14 protein-coding genes are annotated in these 17,154 nt (G+C 65.1%); 8 read left to right on the top strand and 6 right to left on the bottom strand.

The window, feature by feature from the left end; all coding sequences use genetic code 11:
• The first annotated feature begins 15 nt into the window (after nucleotides 1-15).
• Together ACVWW6_RS19950 and ACVWW6_RS19945 are read left to right on the top strand one after the other, a co-directional pair.
• Nucleotides 16-468 carry a (2Fe-2S)-binding protein gene (locus ACVWW6_RS19950; protein WP_011088958.1) on the top strand — a complete coding sequence of 151 codons (453 nt, stop codon included), beginning with the start codon at nucleotides 16-18 and terminating at the stop codon, nucleotides 466-468.
• A 1-nt stretch (nucleotide 469) separates the two neighbouring features.
• On the top strand, nucleotides 470-2,782 hold the full coding sequence (locus tag ACVWW6_RS19945; protein ID WP_011088959.1) for a xanthine dehydrogenase family protein molybdopterin-binding subunit: 2,313 nt from the start codon (nucleotides 470-472) through the stop codon (nucleotides 2,780-2,782).
• Between the two features lie 273 nt (nucleotides 2,783-3,055).
• Here ACVWW6_RS19945 and ACVWW6_RS19940 read toward each other — a convergent pair whose 3' ends face one another.
• The 5 genes from ACVWW6_RS19940 to ACVWW6_RS19920 form a co-directional block, all read right to left on the bottom strand.
• Nucleotides 3,056-4,783: a methanol/ethanol family PQQ-dependent dehydrogenase gene (locus ACVWW6_RS19940; protein ID WP_011088960.1), complete on the bottom strand. Its 1,728-nt coding sequence runs from the start codon at nucleotides 4,781-4,783 to the stop codon at nucleotides 3,056-3,058.
• 118 nt (nucleotides 4,784-4,901) lie between these two features.
• On the bottom strand, nucleotides 4,902-5,555 hold the full coding sequence (locus tag ACVWW6_RS19935; protein ID WP_011088961.1) for a QcrA and Rieske domain-containing protein: 654 nt from the start codon (nucleotides 5,553-5,555) through the stop codon (nucleotides 4,902-4,904).
• Between the two features lie 246 nt (nucleotides 5,556-5,801).
• Nucleotides 5,802-6,266 (bottom strand): group III truncated hemoglobin, encoded by a 465-nt coding sequence (locus ACVWW6_RS19930; RefSeq protein WP_011088962.1) that lies wholly within the window; start codon nucleotides 6,264-6,266, stop codon nucleotides 5,802-5,804.
• A gap of 135 nt (nucleotides 6,267-6,401) precedes the next feature.
• Nucleotides 6,402-7,253, bottom strand: a complete 852-nt coding sequence (locus tag ACVWW6_RS19925; protein ID WP_110116834.1) for a 3-hydroxybutyryl-CoA dehydrogenase — start codon at nucleotides 7,251-7,253, stop codon at nucleotides 6,402-6,404.
• A gap of 264 nt (nucleotides 7,254-7,517) precedes the next feature.
• Nucleotides 7,518-8,996 (bottom strand): FAD-binding oxidoreductase, encoded by a 1,479-nt coding sequence (locus ACVWW6_RS19920; RefSeq protein WP_456681304.1) that lies wholly within the window; start codon nucleotides 8,994-8,996, stop codon nucleotides 7,518-7,520.
• Between the two features lie 227 nt (nucleotides 8,997-9,223).
• Between ACVWW6_RS19920 and hisC the strand changes: the two genes are divergently transcribed.
• Nucleotides 9,224-10,276: a histidinol-phosphate transaminase gene (gene hisC / locus ACVWW6_RS19915; protein ID WP_182869141.1), complete on the top strand. Its 1,053-nt coding sequence runs from the start codon at nucleotides 9,224-9,226 to the stop codon at nucleotides 10,274-10,276.
• Between the two features lie 128 nt (nucleotides 10,277-10,404).
• A complete protein-coding gene (locus ACVWW6_RS19910) occupies nucleotides 10,405-11,103 on the top strand; it encodes an ABC transporter permease (protein WP_011088966.1) in 699 nt (232 codons plus the stop codon).
• Here the strand turns inward: ACVWW6_RS19910 and ACVWW6_RS19905 are convergent.
• Nucleotides 11,077-11,886 (bottom strand): extracellular solute-binding protein, encoded by an 810-nt coding sequence (locus ACVWW6_RS19905; protein ID WP_038966748.1) that lies wholly within the window; start codon nucleotides 11,884-11,886, stop codon nucleotides 11,077-11,079. The genes ACVWW6_RS19910 and ACVWW6_RS19905 overlap by 27 nt on opposite strands.
• 297 nt (nucleotides 11,887-12,183) lie before the next feature.
• Between ACVWW6_RS19905 and ACVWW6_RS19900 the strand changes: the two genes are divergently transcribed.
• The 4 genes from ACVWW6_RS19900 (at nucleotide 12,184) to ACVWW6_RS19885 (ending at nucleotide 17,154) form a co-directional block, all read left to right on the top strand.
• Nucleotides 12,184-13,449 carry a hypothetical protein gene (locus ACVWW6_RS19900; protein WP_182869143.1) on the top strand — a complete coding sequence of 422 codons (1,266 nt, stop codon included), beginning with the start codon at nucleotides 12,184-12,186 and terminating at the stop codon, nucleotides 13,447-13,449.
• A gap of 62 nt (nucleotides 13,450-13,511) precedes the next feature.
• The gene (locus ACVWW6_RS19895) at nucleotides 13,512-13,796 is read left to right on the top strand and encodes a TonB-dependent receptor plug domain-containing protein (protein ID WP_028174348.1); all 285 of its coding nucleotides are present in this window, start codon (nucleotides 13,512-13,514) and stop codon (nucleotides 13,794-13,796) included.
• Between the two features lie 168 nt (nucleotides 13,797-13,964).
• Nucleotides 13,965-14,849 (top strand): subclass B3 metallo-beta-lactamase BJP-1, encoded by an 885-nt coding sequence (locus ACVWW6_RS19890; RefSeq protein WP_011088970.1) that lies wholly within the window; start codon nucleotides 13,965-13,967, stop codon nucleotides 14,847-14,849.
• A 295-nt stretch (nucleotides 14,850-15,144) separates the two neighbouring features.
• Nucleotides 15,145-17,154 carry a putative bifunctional diguanylate cyclase/phosphodiesterase gene (locus tag ACVWW6_RS19885; RefSeq protein ID WP_456681303.1) on the top strand — a complete coding sequence of 670 codons (2,010 nt, stop codon included), beginning with the start codon at nucleotides 15,145-15,147 and terminating at the stop codon, nucleotides 17,152-17,154.

The following is a 17,154-nucleotide window of genomic DNA, read 5'->3' as shown; positions in this document are numbered from 1 at the left end:
GAGCGAGGGACGATCATGATCAAGGTGAAGATCAACGGCCAGGAACAGAGCTGGGACGGCGACCCGAATCTCCCGCTACTCTGGTTCCTGCGCGACGAGGCCGGGCTGACAGGCACCAAGTTCGGCTGTGGCCAGGCCTTGTGCGGCGCCTGCACCGTCATCGTCGACAAGGAGGCGGTGCGCTCCTGCGTCACGTCGATCAACGACGTCGCCGGCCGCGAGGTCACGACGATCGAGGGATTGCATCCGAACGGCGATCACCCGGTTCAAAAAGCCTGGCGCCAGGTCAACGTGCCCCAATGCGGCTTCTGCCAGGCCGGCCAGATCATGCAGGCCGCGGCGCTTCTGATGGACAACCCGAAACCCTCGCACGACCAGATCCGCGAGGCGATGTCCGGCAACATCTGCCGCTGCGGCTGCTACCAGCGCATCGAGAACGCGGTCCATCTCGCATCGACGGGAGTGTGACATGAATTTCATCGACAATCCCCGGAAGCTTCACAGCTTCGAAAAGAACATCCGTGTCGAGAAGGTCTCGCGCCGCAGCATCCTGAAGGGGCTCGGCGTCACCGGCGGCTTCGTGCTTGCCGCGCCCGTGATGTCCCGCCAGGCATTTGCCTATGAGACCGGCGCCGGAAAGATGCCGCATGGCGTCGTGGTCGATCCGCGCGTGTTCGTCGCGGTCGCGCCCGACGGCACCGTCAGCATCGTCGCCCACCGCTCCGAGATGGGCACCGGCGTGCGCACCAGCCTGCCACTGATCGTGGCCGAGGAGATGGAGGCCGACTGGTCCAGGGTCAAGGTGCAGCAGGCCCATGGCGACGAGGTCAAGTTCGGCAACCAGGACACCGACGGCTCGCGCAGCACGCGGCATTACCTCATCCCGATGCGCCAGATCGGCGCCGCCGCCCGCACCATGCTGGAACAGGCCGCCGCCAAGCGCTGGGGCGTTCCGGCAACGGAGGTCAAGGCGGTCAATCACGAGGTCGTCCATGGCGGCAGCGGGCGCAAGCTCGGCTTCGGCGAACTCGCGGCCGACGCCGCCAAGGAATCGGTGCCGAGCGTCGAAGGCCTCAAGCTGAAGGACCCCAAGGACTTCCGCTATCTGACCAAGGGCCAGATCGGCATCGTCGATCTTCACGACATCACCACTGGCAAGGCGCGCTACGGTGCGGACGTGCGCCTTCCCGGCATGAAATATGCCGTGATCGCGCGCCCGCCGGTGACCGGCGGCAAGCTCGCCTCGTTCGATCCGAACGAGGCGTTGAAGGTGCCCGGCGTCGAGAAGGTGATGCAGGTGCGCGGCTGGCCGTGGCCGTCGAAGTTCCAGCCGCTCGGCGGCGTCGCGGTGATCGCGCGCAATACCGGCGCGGCGATCAAGGGCCGCGATGCGCTGAAACTGGTCTGGGACGACGGCGCCAACGGCAAATACGACTCCGTCGCCTACCGCAAGGAGCTCGAGGAGGCCTCGCGCAAGCCCGGCCTCGTCGTGCGCAAGGAGGGCGATGCGGACGCCGCCCTGAAGGGCGCCGACAAGGTGATCGTCGGCGAGTACTACGTCCCGCATCTCGCCCATGTCGCCATGGAACCGCCGGTGGCGGTCGCCGACGTCAAGGGCGACAAGGCCGAGATCTGGGCGCCGGTGCAGAGCCCGGGCGGCACCCGCGAGGACGTCGCCAAGACGCTCGGCATTCCGGAAGCGAACGTCACCGTCAACGTCACGCTGCTCGGCGGCGGTTTCGGCCGCAAGTCGAAATGCGACTATGCGCTCGAAGCCGCGCTGCTGTCGAAGGAGCTGGGCGCGCCGGTAAAGGTGCAGTGGACGCGTGAGGACGACATCCACAACGGCTTCCTGCACACCGTCTCGGTCGAGCGGATCGAGGCCGGTCTCGACAAGAGCGGCAAGGTGATCGCCTGGCGCCACCGCAGCGTGGCGCCCAGCATCGCCTCGACCTTTGCGGCCGGCACGGTGCATCAGGCGCCCTTCGAGCTCGGCATGGGCCTCGTCGACATGCCGTTCGAGATCGCCAACATCTCCTGCGAGAACCCGGAGGCTGCGGCGTTCACCCGCATCGGCTGGTTCCGCTCGGTCTCGAACATCCCGCGCGCCTTCGCGGTGCAGTCGATGGTCGGCGAGATCGCGAACGCGACCGGCCGCGACCAGAAGGAGACGCTGCTCGCGCTGATCGGCAGCCCGCGGATCGTCAAGCCCGCGGTGAAGGACATGTGGAACTACGGCGAGCCGCAGGACAGCTATCCGATCGACACCGCGCGCCTGCGCAAGGTGGTCGAGCTGGTGGCCGAGAAGGGCGAATGGGGCCGTCAGGTGCCGAAGGGCCACGGTCTCGGCATCGCAGTACACCGCAGCTTCGTCAGCTACATCGCGACCATCGTCGAGGTGGCCGTCGACGACAAGGGCAAGCTGACGGTGCCGCGGGTCGACACCGCGATCGACTGCGGCACCTACGTCAACCCCGAGCGCATCGCCTCGCAGATCGAGGGCGCGGCGATCATGGGTCTCAGCCTCGCCAAATATGGCGAGATCACCTTCAAGGACGGCAAGGTGCAGCAGAAGAACTTTGACGACTTCCAGGTCGTCAGGATCGACGAGTCTCCCATGGTGACCAACGTCCACATCGTGCCGCCCGCGCCGGGCACGCCGCCGAGCGGCGTCGGCGAGCCCGGCGTTCCGCCGTTCGCGCCGGCGCTGATGAATGCCATCTTCGCCGCGACCGGAAAACGCATCCGGAGCTTGCCGATCGGCAAGCAGTTGGAGGCGTAAGGAACGCACGCGGCCTCGCGCCGTCTCCATCAGCCGATGTGCCCTCTCCCCCTGTGGGAGAGGGCAGCGACGCCGGTTGCTACGATCTCGCTCGGGTGAGGGGTTTGTCTCCGCGGATAGAGACCCCTCATCCGGCGCTTCGCGCCACCTTCTCCCACACAAGGGAGAAGGGAAGACAGCACTCTCGGCACACACAAAATGCGGCGGACGTTTCAGTCCGCCGCATTCGCCACCCCCCTTTGCTGCTCCGCCTCTTTCGATCCGCCCGCGGAGCTATTTCTTCAGCGCGAACACCCAGATCACGCCGCCCTGTGGCACATTGGCCTCGATGCCGATGTTGTTGGTCACCAGCGCATCCTGGATCCGCTGCGCGTCCACACCCCATCCCGACTGGATCGCGATGTATTGCGTGCCGTCGATCTCATACGACACCGGCATGCCCATGATGCCGGAGTTGGTCTTCTGCTCCCACAACAGCTCGCCGGTCTTGGCGTTGAAGGCGCGGAAGTTGCGGTCGTTGGTGCCGCCGGCAAAGATGAGATCGCCCGCGGTCGCCGTCACCGAGCCGAACAGCTGCGACTTCGGGAAGTTGTGCTGCCACACCTTCTTGCCGGTGACGGGATCCCAGGCCTGGAGCTCGCCAAAATGATCCGCCCCCGGCTTGGTCTTCAGCCCGATGTCTTCCGGCTTGGTGCCGAGCCAGAGCTCGCCCGGCTTGAGTGCGACCTTCTCGCCGGTGAATCCGCCGCAGAAATTCTCGTTGGCGGGCACGTAAACCAGGCCCGTCTTCTGGCTGTAGGCTGCCGACGGCCAGTCCTTGCCGCCCCATAGAGAGGGACAGAACTCCACGCGCTTGCCAATCACCGGCTTGTGCGCGGGATCGACGATTGGCTTGCCGGTTTCGGCATCGATGCCCTTCCAGACGTCGGTGGAGACGAACGGCCAACCTGCCACGTAGTTGATCTTGGTCGGCGTGCGCTCGAGCACCCAGAAGATCGCATCGCGCCCCGGATGGACCAGGCTCTTGATGCTGCGGCCGTCGCGTTGCAGATCGATCAGCATCGGCGCTTCGACCTCGTCCCAGTCCCAGGAGTCGTTCTGGTGGTACTGGTGATAGGTCTTGATCTTGCCGTTGTTCGGATCGAGCGCGAGCACCGACGAGGTGTAGAGATTGTCGCCGGGATGGGTCTCGCCCGGCCACGGCGCCGCGTTGCCGACGCCCCAATAGATCGTCTTGGTGTCCTTGTCGTAATTGCCGGTCATCCAGGCCGAGCCGCCGCCGTTCTTCCAGTCATCGCCCTGCCAGGTGTCGTGACCGGGCTCGCCTTCGCCGGGAATGGTGTAGGTCCGCCACAGCTCCTTGCCGTCCTTGGCGTCATAGGCGGCGACATAGCCGCGCACGCCGAACTCGCCGCCGGAGCCGCCGACGATGACCTTGCCGTCGACGATAAGCGGCATCAGGGTCATGTACTGGCCCTTCTTGTAGTCCTGCACCTTGGTGTCCCACACCACCTTGCCGGTCTTGGCGTCGAGCGCGACGACATGATCGTCGGTGGTGGCGAGATAGAGCTTGTCCTCCCACAAGCCGACGCCGCGGCTGGTCGGATGCAGCTGGAACAGATCGTCGGGGAGCTGCCGCTTGTAGCGCCAGTACTCGTCGCCGGTTTTCGCGTTCAGCGCGATCACCTGCCCCATCGGGGTCGCCACGAACATCACGCCATTGTTGACGATCGGCGGCGCCTCGTGGCCTTCGACGACGCCTGTTGCAAACGTCCAGACCGGCGTGAGACCCTTCACGTTCGAGGTGTTGATCTGGTCGAGCGGGCTGTAGCCCTGCCCGTCATAGGTGCGCCGATAGAGCATCCAGTTGCTCGGTTCCGGATTCTCCAGGCGCTGCGCGGTGACCGGAGAATAATTCTCGATCGGGCCGGCACCGGCGGCGGTCGAGGCAAGACAGGTGAAGGCGACGAAGCCGGACAGAAACCATTGCTTCCTGGTCATGGACGTTCCCCTTTTTCATCCGTTTGAATTCTTGTGTTGAATTCTTTTCGTTCGTCCCGTCGTCCGCCCGTCGGCGGATGCGACCTCTCGTGACGCGGGCACAACCCGCGACCGTCCATCATCCTGGCTGCGCGCCACCTACCTTTCCGATGAAGTTTCCGGCGACGCTGAGCGAACCTTCAGCGAACGCCAGTGGCAGCGCCGCGAGCCGTCGCGGTGCCGGCCCGAACACGACCTGCGCGCCCGCGCGAGGATCGTATTCGGAGTTGTGGCACATGCACTTGAGCACCTCCTTGTCGCCGACGTCGCTCTTCACCCAGGCGGTGACGGGACAACCGGCATGGGCGCAGATCGCCGAATAGGCGATGATGCCGTCGACGGCGCGCGCGCGGGTCTGCTCGTCGAGCTCGGCGGGATCGAGCCGGATGACCAGGATCTCGTTGAGCCGCGAGGCGCTGCGCACGACCGAGGTCTTGGGATCCTTCGGCCAGGCATGCACCGGCGGCCCGCCGGCCTGCAGGTCGGCCGCCGTGATCAGCTTTCCCTCCTGGTCACCTTCGGAGAAGACGAGCACATCGCCCTTCTGCGGTCGTTCGTCGGAGCCGGGCGGATCCTCGCCTGCGCGCGCCGATGCGGAACAGCCGAGGCAGGCGGTGGTGGCGAGCGCACCCAGCAGCAGCGTTCGCCGCGTCTGCTCTGCGCCCGCGTCAACTTCAGGTTCCGCAGGGTTCTCGGAAGATGAGGAATTGATGTTGAACGATGCGCGCGACATGCCCGCTAGCAGGCGCTGGAACTCTGCCGAAAAAAAGGCGAAGAATTGGCGCCGCAGTGCATCAATATGGCTCTGCTCGCTTTGATTGAACGAGAGTGAACGCGTTCAAACGTATTTTCACCAGTTCTACGTCGCACCACGCGAGCGGCATGATGATTTTGCAGATCAGACCGATGATGTTGGAATTGGTGCAACGCGCCATCGCACGATGTGAGCTGCACGTTTCTCAGGCAGGCATTTTGTGTTTCACGATCTGAGCACGTGACGTGGCGAAGCGATGCGGCCTGCGACGGTTGCCGACGCCATTTCAAAACTGTCGGCGATGCGCCGTGCCTTGTCGATGAAGAGCGCAGCCGCCGCGGGCGGACAGACGTCGCGCGCGGTCTGTTCGAACAGATCGAGCCAGCGGTCGAAATGATCACCGACAAGGCCGAGCGGCAGATGCGCACGCATCGGCGAGCCATGATAGCGGCCGCTCATCAGCACGACTGACGACCAGAAGTCTCCGAGCTTGGCGAGATGCTCGTCCCAATTCTGCACGACCGCGAACACCGGCCCCAGCAGCGCGTCCTCGCGCACGCGCCCGTAAAAGCGGGTGACGAGTTCCGCGATCATCTCTTCGGTGATCCCGGTGCGCTCGATCGCATCCTGGGTCAGCAGGTTCCGGCGCGCGGCTGCCGCCTCACGCTCGGCCTTCAGTCGATCCGACATTGTCCTTTGTTATCCGTTCCGTTGTTCCCGCGGGCCGCCCAACATTGTCGGGCCAATTGCGCGCGGCGTCTTTGTCGCAGCGCAAATTGCGGGACGGGCGGCGAGGCTCGAAGGCCCCGCCGCCTACGCCTGTCATCAGGCGCCGTAAGTGTAGAAACCCTGCCCGGTCTTGCGGCCGAGATGGCCGGCATCGACCATTTCCTTCAGCAAAGGGGCCGGACGGTATTTGGGGTCGTTGAAGCCTTTGTAAAAGACCTCCATCACCGACAACATGGTGTCGAGCCCGACGAGATCGGCGAGCGCCAGCGGCCCGATCGGATGGTTGCAGCCGAGCTTCATGCCGGCGTCGATCTCTTCCGCCGTCGCGATCCCCTCCTGGAGGGCGAAGATCGCCTCGTTGATCATCGGGCAGAGGATGCGGTTGACCGCGAAGCCCGGACTGTTCTTGGCCGTGATCGCCACCTTGCCGACGCGCTGGGCGAAATCGAGCGCCTTGGCGTGGGTGTCGTCGGAGGTCTGCAGGCCGCGGATGAGCTCGAGCAGCGCCATCACTGGCACAGGATTGAAGAAGTGCATGCCGATGAAGCGGTCGGGGCGATCGGTTGCGGCGGCAAGCTTCGTGATCGAGATCGACGAGGTATTGGTTGCAACGAGCGTGCGCGGCGACAGCGTCGCGCAGAGGTCCTTCAGGATCTTGACCTTGAGCTCCTCGTTCTCGGTGGCGGCCTCGATCACCAGGTCGCAATCGGCCAGCTTCGCCCGATCGGTGGTGCCGGTGATGCGCTTGAGCGTCGCCTCGCGGTCGACCGCCGACATCTTCTCCTTCTTGACCAGGCGCTCGAGGCTGCCGCCGACGGTCGAAAGCCCGCGGTTCACCGCCGCATCGGAAATGTCGACCATCACGACCGAGAGCCCGGCCGCGGCGCAGATTTGCGCGATGCCGTTCCCCATGGTCCCTGCCCCGATGATGCCAACGGTTTGGATCATTGCGTCACATCCTTCTCATCCTTGCGGGCGTGCCGGTAGCGGCGCGGCCCCATTGTTCCTGCACCAGGGTCTAGCACCGCCGCCGGGGAGGCGCGACCTGATCCTGCCCCTTCCTTAAAGCATCCATCGCGGGAATAAAGCCGCAAAAGGGCATGATTTGGAGGCCTCGGGCCCGTTTGGCCCGCGCCATGCGGCGCATGCGCCCGTCCAGGCTGCGGCCAGGACCGGATCGATCAGCGGAGGCAACCTGCGGCGTCGGTCGCCTCATCCGAGACGGAGCACCTTGCCCGGATTCATGATGTTCTTGGGGTCGAGCGCCCGCTTGATCGTACGCATGATGTCGAGCTCGGTCCTGGAGCGATAGTGCTGGAGCTCGTCGAGCTTCTCGATGCCGATGCCGTGCTCGGCCGAGATCGAGCCGGCCATGGACGTGATCAGGTCGTTGACGACCCGCGTGATTGCCGCGGAGTACTGGTTGAGCGTCTCGCGATCCATGCCCCTCGGACCCATGAAGGAGAAGTGCACATTGCCGTCGCCGATGTGACCGAGCGGATAGGGGCGGATCGTCGGCAGGATGTCGAGCACGGCCTTGAGGCCCCTGTCGATGAACTCGGGAATCCGCGAGATTGCGACCGACACGTCGTAGCTCAGGCCCGGCCCCTCAGCGCGCGATGCCTCGGCCACGCTCTCGCGAATGCGCCACATGTTGCGCGATTGCGCTTCGGTTTGCGCGATCACCGCATCGAGCACTCGGCCCGCCTCGAGCTGATCGGCCAAGAACTGCTCCATCCGGTCCGGCATGCCCGCGCCGCCGTCCTGCCGCGGCCGGGCCGACGACCATTCGAGAAGGAGATACCATTCGGTCTCGGCCTTGAGAGGGTCCTGGGTGCCGGGAATATGGCGCAGCACCATGTCGGTGCAGGCGCGGCTCATGAGCTCGCAGGAGCCGACATTGTCGTCGGACGCGGCATGCGCCTCCGACAGGAGCTCGATCGCCGCCCTGGGATCGCGGATCGCGAGCCATACCGTGCACAAATCCTTCGGCGCGGGCCAGAGCTTCAGCACCGCCTTGGTGATGATGCCGAGCGTCCCCTCGGCACCCATGAACAGATGCTTGAGGTCATAGCCGGTGTTGTCCTTCTTGAGTGCGCGCAGCCCGTCCCAGACATCGCCGTTGGCCAGCACGACCTCGAGACCCAGCACCAGATTTCGCGCATTGCCGTAACGCAGCACCTGCACGCCGCCGGCGTTGGTGGAGAGATTGCCGCCGATCATGCACGAGCCCTGGGCACCCAGGCTGAGCGGAAAGAAGCGGTCATGGCGCGCGGCCGTGTCCTGGAGCGTCTGGAGGATGCAGCCCGCCTCCACCGTCATGGCGTAGCCGACGGGATCGACATTCAGCACATGGTTCATGCGACCGAGCGACAGCACGATGCCGCGGTGCGCGGGCCACGGCGTGGCACCACCCATCAGGCCGGTGTTGCCGCCCTGCGGCACGATGGCAATGCCGTTGTCGTAGCAGAGCTTGACGACAGCGGAGACTTCCGCGGTATTGGCCGGACGCACGACCGCCGCGGCCTGCCCTGTCAGCTCGCCGCGCCAATCGGTCACGAACGGGCGCTTGTCCTGCTCGTCCAGGATCAGGCCCTTGTCGCCCACGATGGCTCGCAAGCGGTCGAGAATGGCTGGCGTCACGGGCGCAGTCGGAATGGAGGGAGCGGTGAGAAGGGCTGCGCCCGGCATGTGTTCCTCGCTTTGCGGCTCTTCTGCGCAGCCTGGGGCGCGCCGGCCTTCGTTGTCGTTCTCAATTCTGGACGTTTGCGCGATGAGCCTAGCACGAAGGTAACGCTCGCGGGAACGTCCCCGGCTGCGACGCTTGCGCAAACCTGCCTCGGCTGCTGAACGGGAAGCGCACTTCCGTCGACGCCCGGCGTGCCTTACTGTGCCAAGATCAACCTGGATTGGAGATCATGAGCCGCTTCTGGAGTCCCGTCGTCCACACGCTGTCGCCCTACGTCCCGGGCGAGCAGCCGAAGCAGGATGGCGTCGTCAAGCTCAATACCAACGAGAATCCCTATCCGCCCTCGCCGCGCGTGCTGGCGGCGATCGCGTCGGCTGCGGAGCGGCTGCGCCTTTATCCAGATCCGCGCGCCACGCGCCTGCGCGAGGCGATCGCGGCGTATTGCGATGTTGCGGCCGAGCAGGTGTTCGTCGGCAACGGCTCCGACGAGGTTCTGGCCCACACCTTCCCGGCCCTTCTGAAGCACGACAAGCCGCTTCTGTTTCCCGACGTCACCTACAGCTTCTACCCGGTCTATTGCTGCCTTTATGGCGTCGCTCACGAGGAGGTGCCGCTCGATGCCGCGATGCGGATCGAGATCGCCGACTACAGGCGGCCGTCGAGCGCCATTCTTCTCTGCAATCCGAACGCGCCCACCGGCATCGCACTTCCGCGCGACGCGGTCGCAGCACTGCTCGCCGAAAACCCGGACCGGCTGGTGGTGGTGGACGAGGCCTATGTCGATTTCGGCGCCGAGAGCGCCGTGCCGCTCGTTGCGCACCACGACAATCTGCTCGTCATCCAGACCTTCTCGAAGTCGCGCGCGCTCGCAGGCTTGCGGGTCGGATTTGCCATCGGCCAACGGCCGCTGATCGAGGCGCTGGAGCGCGTGAAGGACAGCTTCAACTCCTATCCCGTCGATTGCCTCGCCATCGCCGGCGCCGTCGCTGCGATCGAGGACGAGGCATGGTTCCTCGAGAGCCGCACCCGCATCATCGCGAGCCGCGACGTGCTCACGCGCGATCTCGCGCAACTCGGCTTCGAGGTGCTGCCGTCGCTTGCGAACTTCGTGTTCGCGCGTCATCGGCGCCGGAGCGGTGCCGATCTCGCGGCCGCCCTTCGCCAGCGCGGCGTGCTGGTCCGCCATTTCAAGAAGCCGCGCATCGAGGACTTCCTGCGCATCACGGTCGGAACGGATGAGCAGTGCGGCCGGCTGATTGAAGTGCTGCGCGAGTTGATCTAGTTGAGGGCATGCGGCGGCCCGCCGCTTGCTCACCACAATGGAAGTTGCAGGGACCAGTCTGTGACGCGCCTTTGCCGCCTCGACATCGACGCCCCGGAGGCCGCCCGAACATTGAAGTTCAGGCGCGGATGAACGACTTCGCACGATCCGTTGGTGCCGCCTTCGCGCTGATCGGCGAGGCCGATTCCGAGCTTGTGGGCATCGTCGCCTTGTCGGTGCGCGTCAGCCTGACCGCGAGCATCGTCGCGCTCCTGATCGGCGCACCGTTCGGCGCCTTGCTCGCGATCGCCCGTTTTCGCGGACGTCAGGTCATCATCGTGCTGACCAATGCGCTGCTCGGCCTGCCGCCGGTCGTGGTCGGGCTCGCGCTCTATCTGCTGCTGTCACGGTCCGGCCCGCTCGGGGCGGCCGGCCTGCTGTTCACGCCGGCGGCCATGGTGATCGCGCAGACGCTGCTCGCGACACCGATCGTGGTGGCGCTGGTGCACAGGCCGGCGAGCCTGCTCTGGGCGGAGTATGGCGATCTGGCGCGGATCGACGGGCTGTCGGTTCTGCGCAGCATGGGGCTCCTGTTCGCGCTGGGACGGACCTCGCTGCTGACGGCCTTTCTGGCGGCCTTCGGGCGCGCCATCGCCGAGGTCGGCGCCATCATCGTCGTCGGCGGCAACATCCGCGGCTTCACGCGCACGATGACGACCGCCATCGCGCTGGAAACCAGCAAGGGCGACCTGCCGCTGGCGCTGGGGCTCGGGCTGATCCTGCTCGCGCTCAGTGTGGCGGTGTCGACCGTCGCTTTCCTGCTAGTTGGACGCGTTGGGGAAAAATAGCTGCTCGCCGCCGACCTTGTAGCCGGCAATCGCCTGCTGTCCCTTCGGGGAGACCAGCCAGTCGATGAAGGCCTGCCCATCCTGCGCCTTCACGTTGGAATGCTTTGCCGGATTCACGAGCATGACGCCGTACTGGTTGAAGAGCCGCTTGTCCCCCTCGGTCAGGACGGCGAGCTCGCCGCGGTTCCTGAACGACAGCCAGGTGCCACGATCCGACAGAAGATAGGCGTTCGAGGACGAGGCCATGTTCAGCGCCGGCCCCATGCCCTGACCGATCTCGCGATACCAACTGTCCTTGCCGGCACTGAGATCGACGCCTGCCTCTTTCCACAATCTCAGCTCGGCTGCGTGCGTGCCGGACTTGTCGCCGCGCGAGATAAACGGCGCCTTCGCCGCCGCGATCTTGCGCAGCGCGTCAGCGACGTCCTTGCCGCCGCCAATTCGCGCCGGATCGCTCTTCGGCCCGACGATGACGAAGTCGTTGTACATGACGTCGAAACGCTTCACGCCCTGCCCTTCGGACATGAACTGGTCTTCGGCGGGCCTGTCATGGACGAACACCACGTCGGCATCGCCTCTCCGCCCGATATCCAGCGCCTGGCCGGTGCCGACGGCTACGACCTTCACGTTGATGCCCTCGGCCTTCGAGAACAGCGGCAGCAAATAGCCGAACAGACCCGACTGTTCCGTCGATGTCGTCGAGGCCACGATGATGGTGCGATCCTGCGCAAATGCGCATGTTGACCAGACCAGAACCGCTGCGATGGCGGCAAGCTTCCTCATTGTGACGTCCTCGCTCCCCAGACATCTCAAACTACGCGGGGAGGATGACGCAGGGAAGCCCGACGTTCGGCGGCGCGGTTGCACTGTGGTCGGAGTCACAATGGCGAACGGCGATAATGCGGTGTCATTGCGACCGCAGCTTCTCGCGCGATGGTGTGCGGATGTTCTGCAATTGGTCCCACCCAGATTGACATCGGTGTGACGGCCGGGGCAGTTTTTCATATTGCTGGCGAATCAGCGATTGCTTCACGCCGAGTACCTCTTGGACAACTCCCTGTGCTTTCGAGACTGATATCGTTGCTGCGCCGCATCCCTGCGGTGAAATGGGCGTTTACGAGGCTTCGGCCCTTGCCGCACGGCGGAAGCATTGACGCTTTGCCGATCGCCACGGACGATTCGCCTGCCATCGTCGTCGACGTTGCAAAGGCCGCGCGCACTCCCGACATCAGCATCAGCGCCGATCCACCGCTCAGCGACCCGGGCATCGCGGTCGCGGCGCCGGTCGCCGAGGACGACACTGCGATCTCTATCATCGCGGAGAGTCCGCCGGCTGCGCGGACAGATACCGGCGACAGCGACGGTTCACCTCCGGAGACGCCGACGGAGGTCAACGGGGTCGTCGTGGAGGAGGCTTCGATCTCGTCTGTCGACGAGGAGACCGGGCCCGTTGATGTTCCCGAACTCACCGTCAGCGAGGCCGCACCTGCGGAACTCGGGACGGACGTCGAGTCGGTCGGCGCCGAAAAGGCCTCAGTCCCGTCTGTCGACGTCGATAGCGCGCCGGTCGACATTCCCGAACTCATCGTCAGTGGCAGTCCATCTCGCGAACTCTCGGCCGGCGTTGAGCCCGTCGTCGCCGAGGCGGCACCGGTTTCGTCCGTCGACGTTGAAATCGCTCCGGCTGCTACCCTCGACGTCGTCGTCAGCCACGAGCCACCTCCTAGCGTCCTCGTGGATGTTGAGCCGGCCGTCGTGGACGACCCGCCTGTCGCTCTTGTCGAGATCGAGGTCTCTGCGGCTGATATCCCAGCCGTCAGCGTCGACAGCGGGTTAACCGCCGACGTCATCATGGAGATCGAGCCGGCCCCCGCAAGCGATCCCGCACCGGTCACAGCGGTCGCCACGGAGGACACTTCTGCCGACACCTCCGGGGTCGACGCGGACATCGCGCCGGAGCCGATCCTTGCGTCTCCCGCACCGGAGATCCGCAGCGCACCGAAAGTTCGCGCAAAAGCGACAGAACCCGTCGATCGCGTGGCGCTGATCCGGCAGCGCTGGGCGGAGACCGGGATCAGGATGTGGAATCCGCGGCTTCACGGCACCGGCGATGCCACGCTGAACATCCAGGGCCGGGTCGAGCTGCTGCCGCCCGCGCCCGGCGAGACGATGCCGCGCTACGACAAGCTCGAGTTCAGGATGCTGGGCGGGCAGATCGTTTGCGAGGGCGTCATCGTCGAGGCGCCCGCACAGGCGAGCCATCGCAGCTTTACCCGGCTCGCCGAGCCAGGGAAGCCAGACCGGGTCCGCGAGCCGGTGCGGGAACGCCAGGCCGCTCTCGCCTGATCCTTTTCCCTGCGGGGATACTCGCCATATGCTAGGCTGACGCCCCGGATATGGGAGATCGCATGCCCGCGGCATCGTTGCGATTGATCGTGATCGTCGCCCTCTGCATCTCGCAAGGAGCATTGGCGGCGTCCAGTAAGCGGCCGCGCCACGTTCCGGCAACGGCACCCGCCGTCGATCCCGCGGCGCCCTACAAAGCCGACCGGCTCTCGTCCTCGCGTGGCGAGACGATCCTCAATACGCCCGGCCAGACCACCGTGCTCACGCGGCAGGTCCTCGACGACATGAAGGCGACGAGCCTGCGGGACGCAATGCGCTCGACCGCCGGCGTGACGATCGGGCGATAGGCTCGCGCTCAGCTTTCACCAAACGCACCGATATTCCCGCACGGCCCATGAATTTTTGCGGACACGTGGCAGTTGCCCCGAGCGCCAGCCACGACGTAACTTGCGCACCGCTCGGGCCACAACGCCCGCGCCAGACCAAAACGCCAAGAACACTGTGGGAGGTAAACTATGAGAAGGCTGACGGCCGCGCTGTGTGCTCTGACCCTGCTCTCGACTGGCGCGCAGGCGCAAACCATCAAGGATTTTCTGGCAGTCGCCATGAAGAAATGGACGGCGCCGTTCGAGCCGTTCCAGCTCATCGACAACATCTACTATGTCGGAACCGACGGCATTGCCGTCTATGTCATCAAGACATCGCAGGGCCTGATCCTGATGGACACGGCGATGCCCCAGTCAACCGGCATGATCAAGGACAATATTGCGAAGCTCGGCTTCAAGGTTGCCGATATCAAGCTCATCCTCAACACGCACGCGCATCTCGACCACACCGGCGGCTTCGCCGAGATCAAGAAGGAGACCGGCGCGCAGCTCGTTGCCGGCGAGCGCGACAAGCCACTGCTCGAAGGCGGCTACTATCCGGGTGACGAGAAAAACGAGGACCTCGCCTTCCCCGCGGTGAAAGTCGATCGCGCGGTGAAGGAAGGCGACAGGGTCACGCTCGGAGACACCACGCTGACGGCACACGCAACACCCGGCCACTCGCCGGGCTGCACCAGCTGGGAGATGACCGTCAAGGACGGCAAGGAGGACCGCGAGGTGCTGTTCTTCTGTAGCGGCACGGTGGCGCTGAACCGGCTGGTCGGCCAGCCGACCTATGCCGGCATCGTCGACGACTACCGCGCGACTTTCGCCAAGGCCAAGGCGATGAAGATCGACGTGCTGCTCGGGCCGCATCCGGAAGTCTATGGCATGCAGGCCAAGCGCGCAGAGATGAAGGATGGCGCGCCGAACCCGTTCATCAAGCCGGGCGAGCTCGTGACCTACGCGACCAGCCTGTCGGAGGATTTCGACAAGCAGCTCGCCAAGCAGACCGCGGCGCTGGAGAAGAAATAGCGTCATCAGATGCTGCCTTCCACCTCTCCTCGGGCGGGGAGAGGTGCGGCAACAGGTTGCGGCGACACACATAGTTAGCAGAGTGTAGCCGCAGCCTTGCAGTACTTTGCACTCGTTACTGCTCGTTTCCATGGCCTCATATCGTTAACGCGACCTCACCAACGCACGCGAGCGGAACGGCTGCGGCAGCGTGCAACCAGCGCTAGCCTTTCCGCACGAAACTCGTCTAACGCGCCCTTTACCCCCGCTGTGCAAGATCGCCCTCGTTTTGAAGGGATCCGGGGCCCGTATTTCAGTGCCTGTCGCCAATTTGAAGTCTCACTTCGCCGCCGCCATGCGGCTGTTTCGCGTACCGGCGGACAACCCGGACCTGACGCGCGCGCAGTTCGACGCCTTCTCCAAGCAGGTCCCGCTGCTCTACTTCATTCTCATGAGCAACACGATCGCGGTCGCCTACACATATGTGAACGTGGCGCCGGACTGGTTGACGATGATCGTGCCGAGCGTGCTGACCGTGCTTGCGGCCCTGCGCACCTTCTGGTGGCTGCGCCAGCGTCACCTCGTGCGCAGCGACGCCGACATCCTGCGCAATCTGCGCGCCACCAACTGGATGACATTGCCGATCGGCGCAGGCTTCACCATCTGGTCCTTCGCCCTCTACCCTTACGGCGATCCTTTCGCCAAGAGCCAGGTCGCCTTCTACATGGCGGTGACCGTGATCGGCTGCATCTTCTCGCTGATGCATCTGCGCTCCGCGGCGCTGATCGTGACGCTGGTCGTCGACGTGCCCTACGTGCTGTTCTTCTGGGCCACCGGCGAGCCGACGCTGAAGGCGATCGCGGTCAACAATCTGCTGGTCTCCGGCGCGATGGTGACGGTGCTGTTCATCTACTATCGCGACTTCGCCGATCTCGTCGCCAGCCGCAAGTCGCTGCTGGCGCAGCAGGCGGCGACCCAGGCGCTCTCGGACGAGAACTTCCGCCTCGCAAATCTCGATTCCCTCACCGAGCTGCCGAATCGCCGCCGCTTCTTCGCCGAGCTGTCGAGCGCCTTTACCGATGCCGAGCGCAGGAATGTTCGCGTCGCGGTTGGCATCATCGACCTCGACGGCTTCAAGCCGATCAACGACAATTACGGCCACAGCGTCGGCGACCGCGTCTTGATCGAGGCGGGCCGGCGCATCCGCGAGGTCTGCGAGGGCTTCGGCCCGCAGCGGGTGGAGTTCGCCCGGCTCGGCGGCGACGAGTTCGGTCTTGTCGTGTGCGGCGACCCCGAGGAGGCGGATCTGACGCGGCTCGGCGAACGCATCGGCGACCAGGTCAAGCTTCCCTACCAGCTCGACACCGCCCATACCGGTCTATCCTGCTCGATCGGCTTCGCATTGTTCCCGCAGTCGGCAACGACGGCGGAAGCGCTCTATGAATGCGCCGACTATTCGCTCTATCACGCCAAGCGCCATCTGCGCGGCCGCACCGTGATCTTCTCGAGCGAGCTCGAGGCCGAGATCCGCAGCCGTGGCGTCATCGAGAATCTGCTGCGCACCGCCGATTTCAGCACCGAGATGGACCTGGTGTTCCAGCCGATCGTGGACGCCATGAGCGAGCACACTACCGGCTTCGAGGTCCTGGCGCGCTGGCACAGCTCCCGCCTCGGCCTGGTTTCGCCGGCCGACTTCATCCCGGCCGCCGAGCGCATCGGCCTGATCCGGCCGCTGACGCAGGCGCTTCTGATCCGCGCACTCGCGACGGCCAGGACCTGGCCCGACCACATCCGCCTGTCGTTCAACCTCTCCGCCCATGACATCTGCTCGCCCGAAGGGATCCTGCCGCTGATCAGCATCGTGGAGAAGAGCGGGCTACCGCCACACCGGATCGATTTCGAGATCACCGAGACCGCCGTCACCTTCGACTTCGTGCGCGCGCAGCAGTCGATCGCGGCATTGAAGGCAATGGGCTGCGGCATTTCGCTGGACGATTTCGGCACCGGCTATTCCTCGCTGAGCCACGTGCACCGCCTGCCGCTCGACAAGATCAAGGTCGACCGCAGCTTCGTCGCCGACATCAACGACAATCCCGTCAGCCACAAGATCATCAAGTCGCTCACGGGCCTCTGCGACGACATGGAAATCGCCTGTGTGGTCGAGGGCGTCGAGACCCGCGCCCAGCTCGACAGCCTGCGCCGCCTGGGATGCGACTTCATCCAGGGCTACTACTTCGCAAAGCCCATGCGGGGCGATGCAATCGGCGAGTACCTCGCGAAGGAACGGCAACGCCTCGACGGCGCCGAGGCCAAGGTCGTGGCCTGA

The sequence above is a fragment of the Bradyrhizobium sp. USDA 3311 genome (genome assembly GCF_054062495.1).
The sequence above is the reverse complement of the archived record's forward strand: the minus strand, read 5'-3'. Positions and strand labels throughout refer to the sequence as shown.

What these genes read in the sequence shown, in the direction of transcription:
- ACVWW6_RS19890 (WP_011088970.1), top strand. Translation starts at nt 13,965, where the DNA reads ATGAGAAGGCTGACGGCCGCGCTGTGTGCTCTGACCCTGCTCTCGACT.
- ACVWW6_RS19920 (WP_456681304.1), bottom strand. Translation starts at nt 8,996, where the DNA reads ATGCCGGGCGCAGCCCTTCTCACCGCTCCCTCCATTCCGACTGCGCCC.
- ACVWW6_RS19940 (WP_011088960.1), bottom strand. Translation starts at nt 4,783, where the DNA reads ATGACCAGGAAGCAATGGTTTCTGTCCGGCTTCGTCGCCTTCACCTGT.
- ACVWW6_RS19910 (WP_011088966.1), top strand. Translation starts at nt 10,405, where the DNA reads ATGAACGACTTCGCACGATCCGTTGGTGCCGCCTTCGCGCTGATCGGC.
- hisC (WP_182869141.1), top strand. Translation starts at nt 9,224, where the DNA reads ATGAGCCGCTTCTGGAGTCCCGTCGTCCACACGCTGTCGCCCTACGTC.
- ACVWW6_RS19930 (WP_011088962.1), bottom strand. Translation starts at nt 6,266, where the DNA reads ATGTCGGATCGACTGAAGGCCGAGCGTGAGGCGGCAGCCGCGCGCCGG.
- ACVWW6_RS19945 (WP_011088959.1), top strand. Translation starts at nt 470, where the DNA reads ATGAATTTCATCGACAATCCCCGGAAGCTTCACAGCTTCGAAAAGAAC.
- ACVWW6_RS19935 (WP_011088961.1), bottom strand. Translation starts at nt 5,555, where the DNA reads ATGTCGCGCGCATCGTTCAACATCAATTCCTCATCTTCCGAGAACCCT.
- ACVWW6_RS19925 (WP_110116834.1), bottom strand. Translation starts at nt 7,253, where the DNA reads ATGATCCAAACCGTTGGCATCATCGGGGCAGGGACCATGGGGAACGGC.
- ACVWW6_RS19950 (WP_011088958.1), top strand. Translation starts at nt 16, where the DNA reads ATGATCAAGGTGAAGATCAACGGCCAGGAACAGAGCTGGGACGGCGAC.
- ACVWW6_RS19905 (WP_038966748.1), bottom strand. Translation starts at nt 11,886, where the DNA reads ATGAGGAAGCTTGCCGCCATCGCAGCGGTTCTGGTCTGGTCAACATGC.
- ACVWW6_RS19895 (WP_028174348.1), top strand. Translation starts at nt 13,512, where the DNA reads ATGCCCGCGGCATCGTTGCGATTGATCGTGATCGTCGCCCTCTGCATC.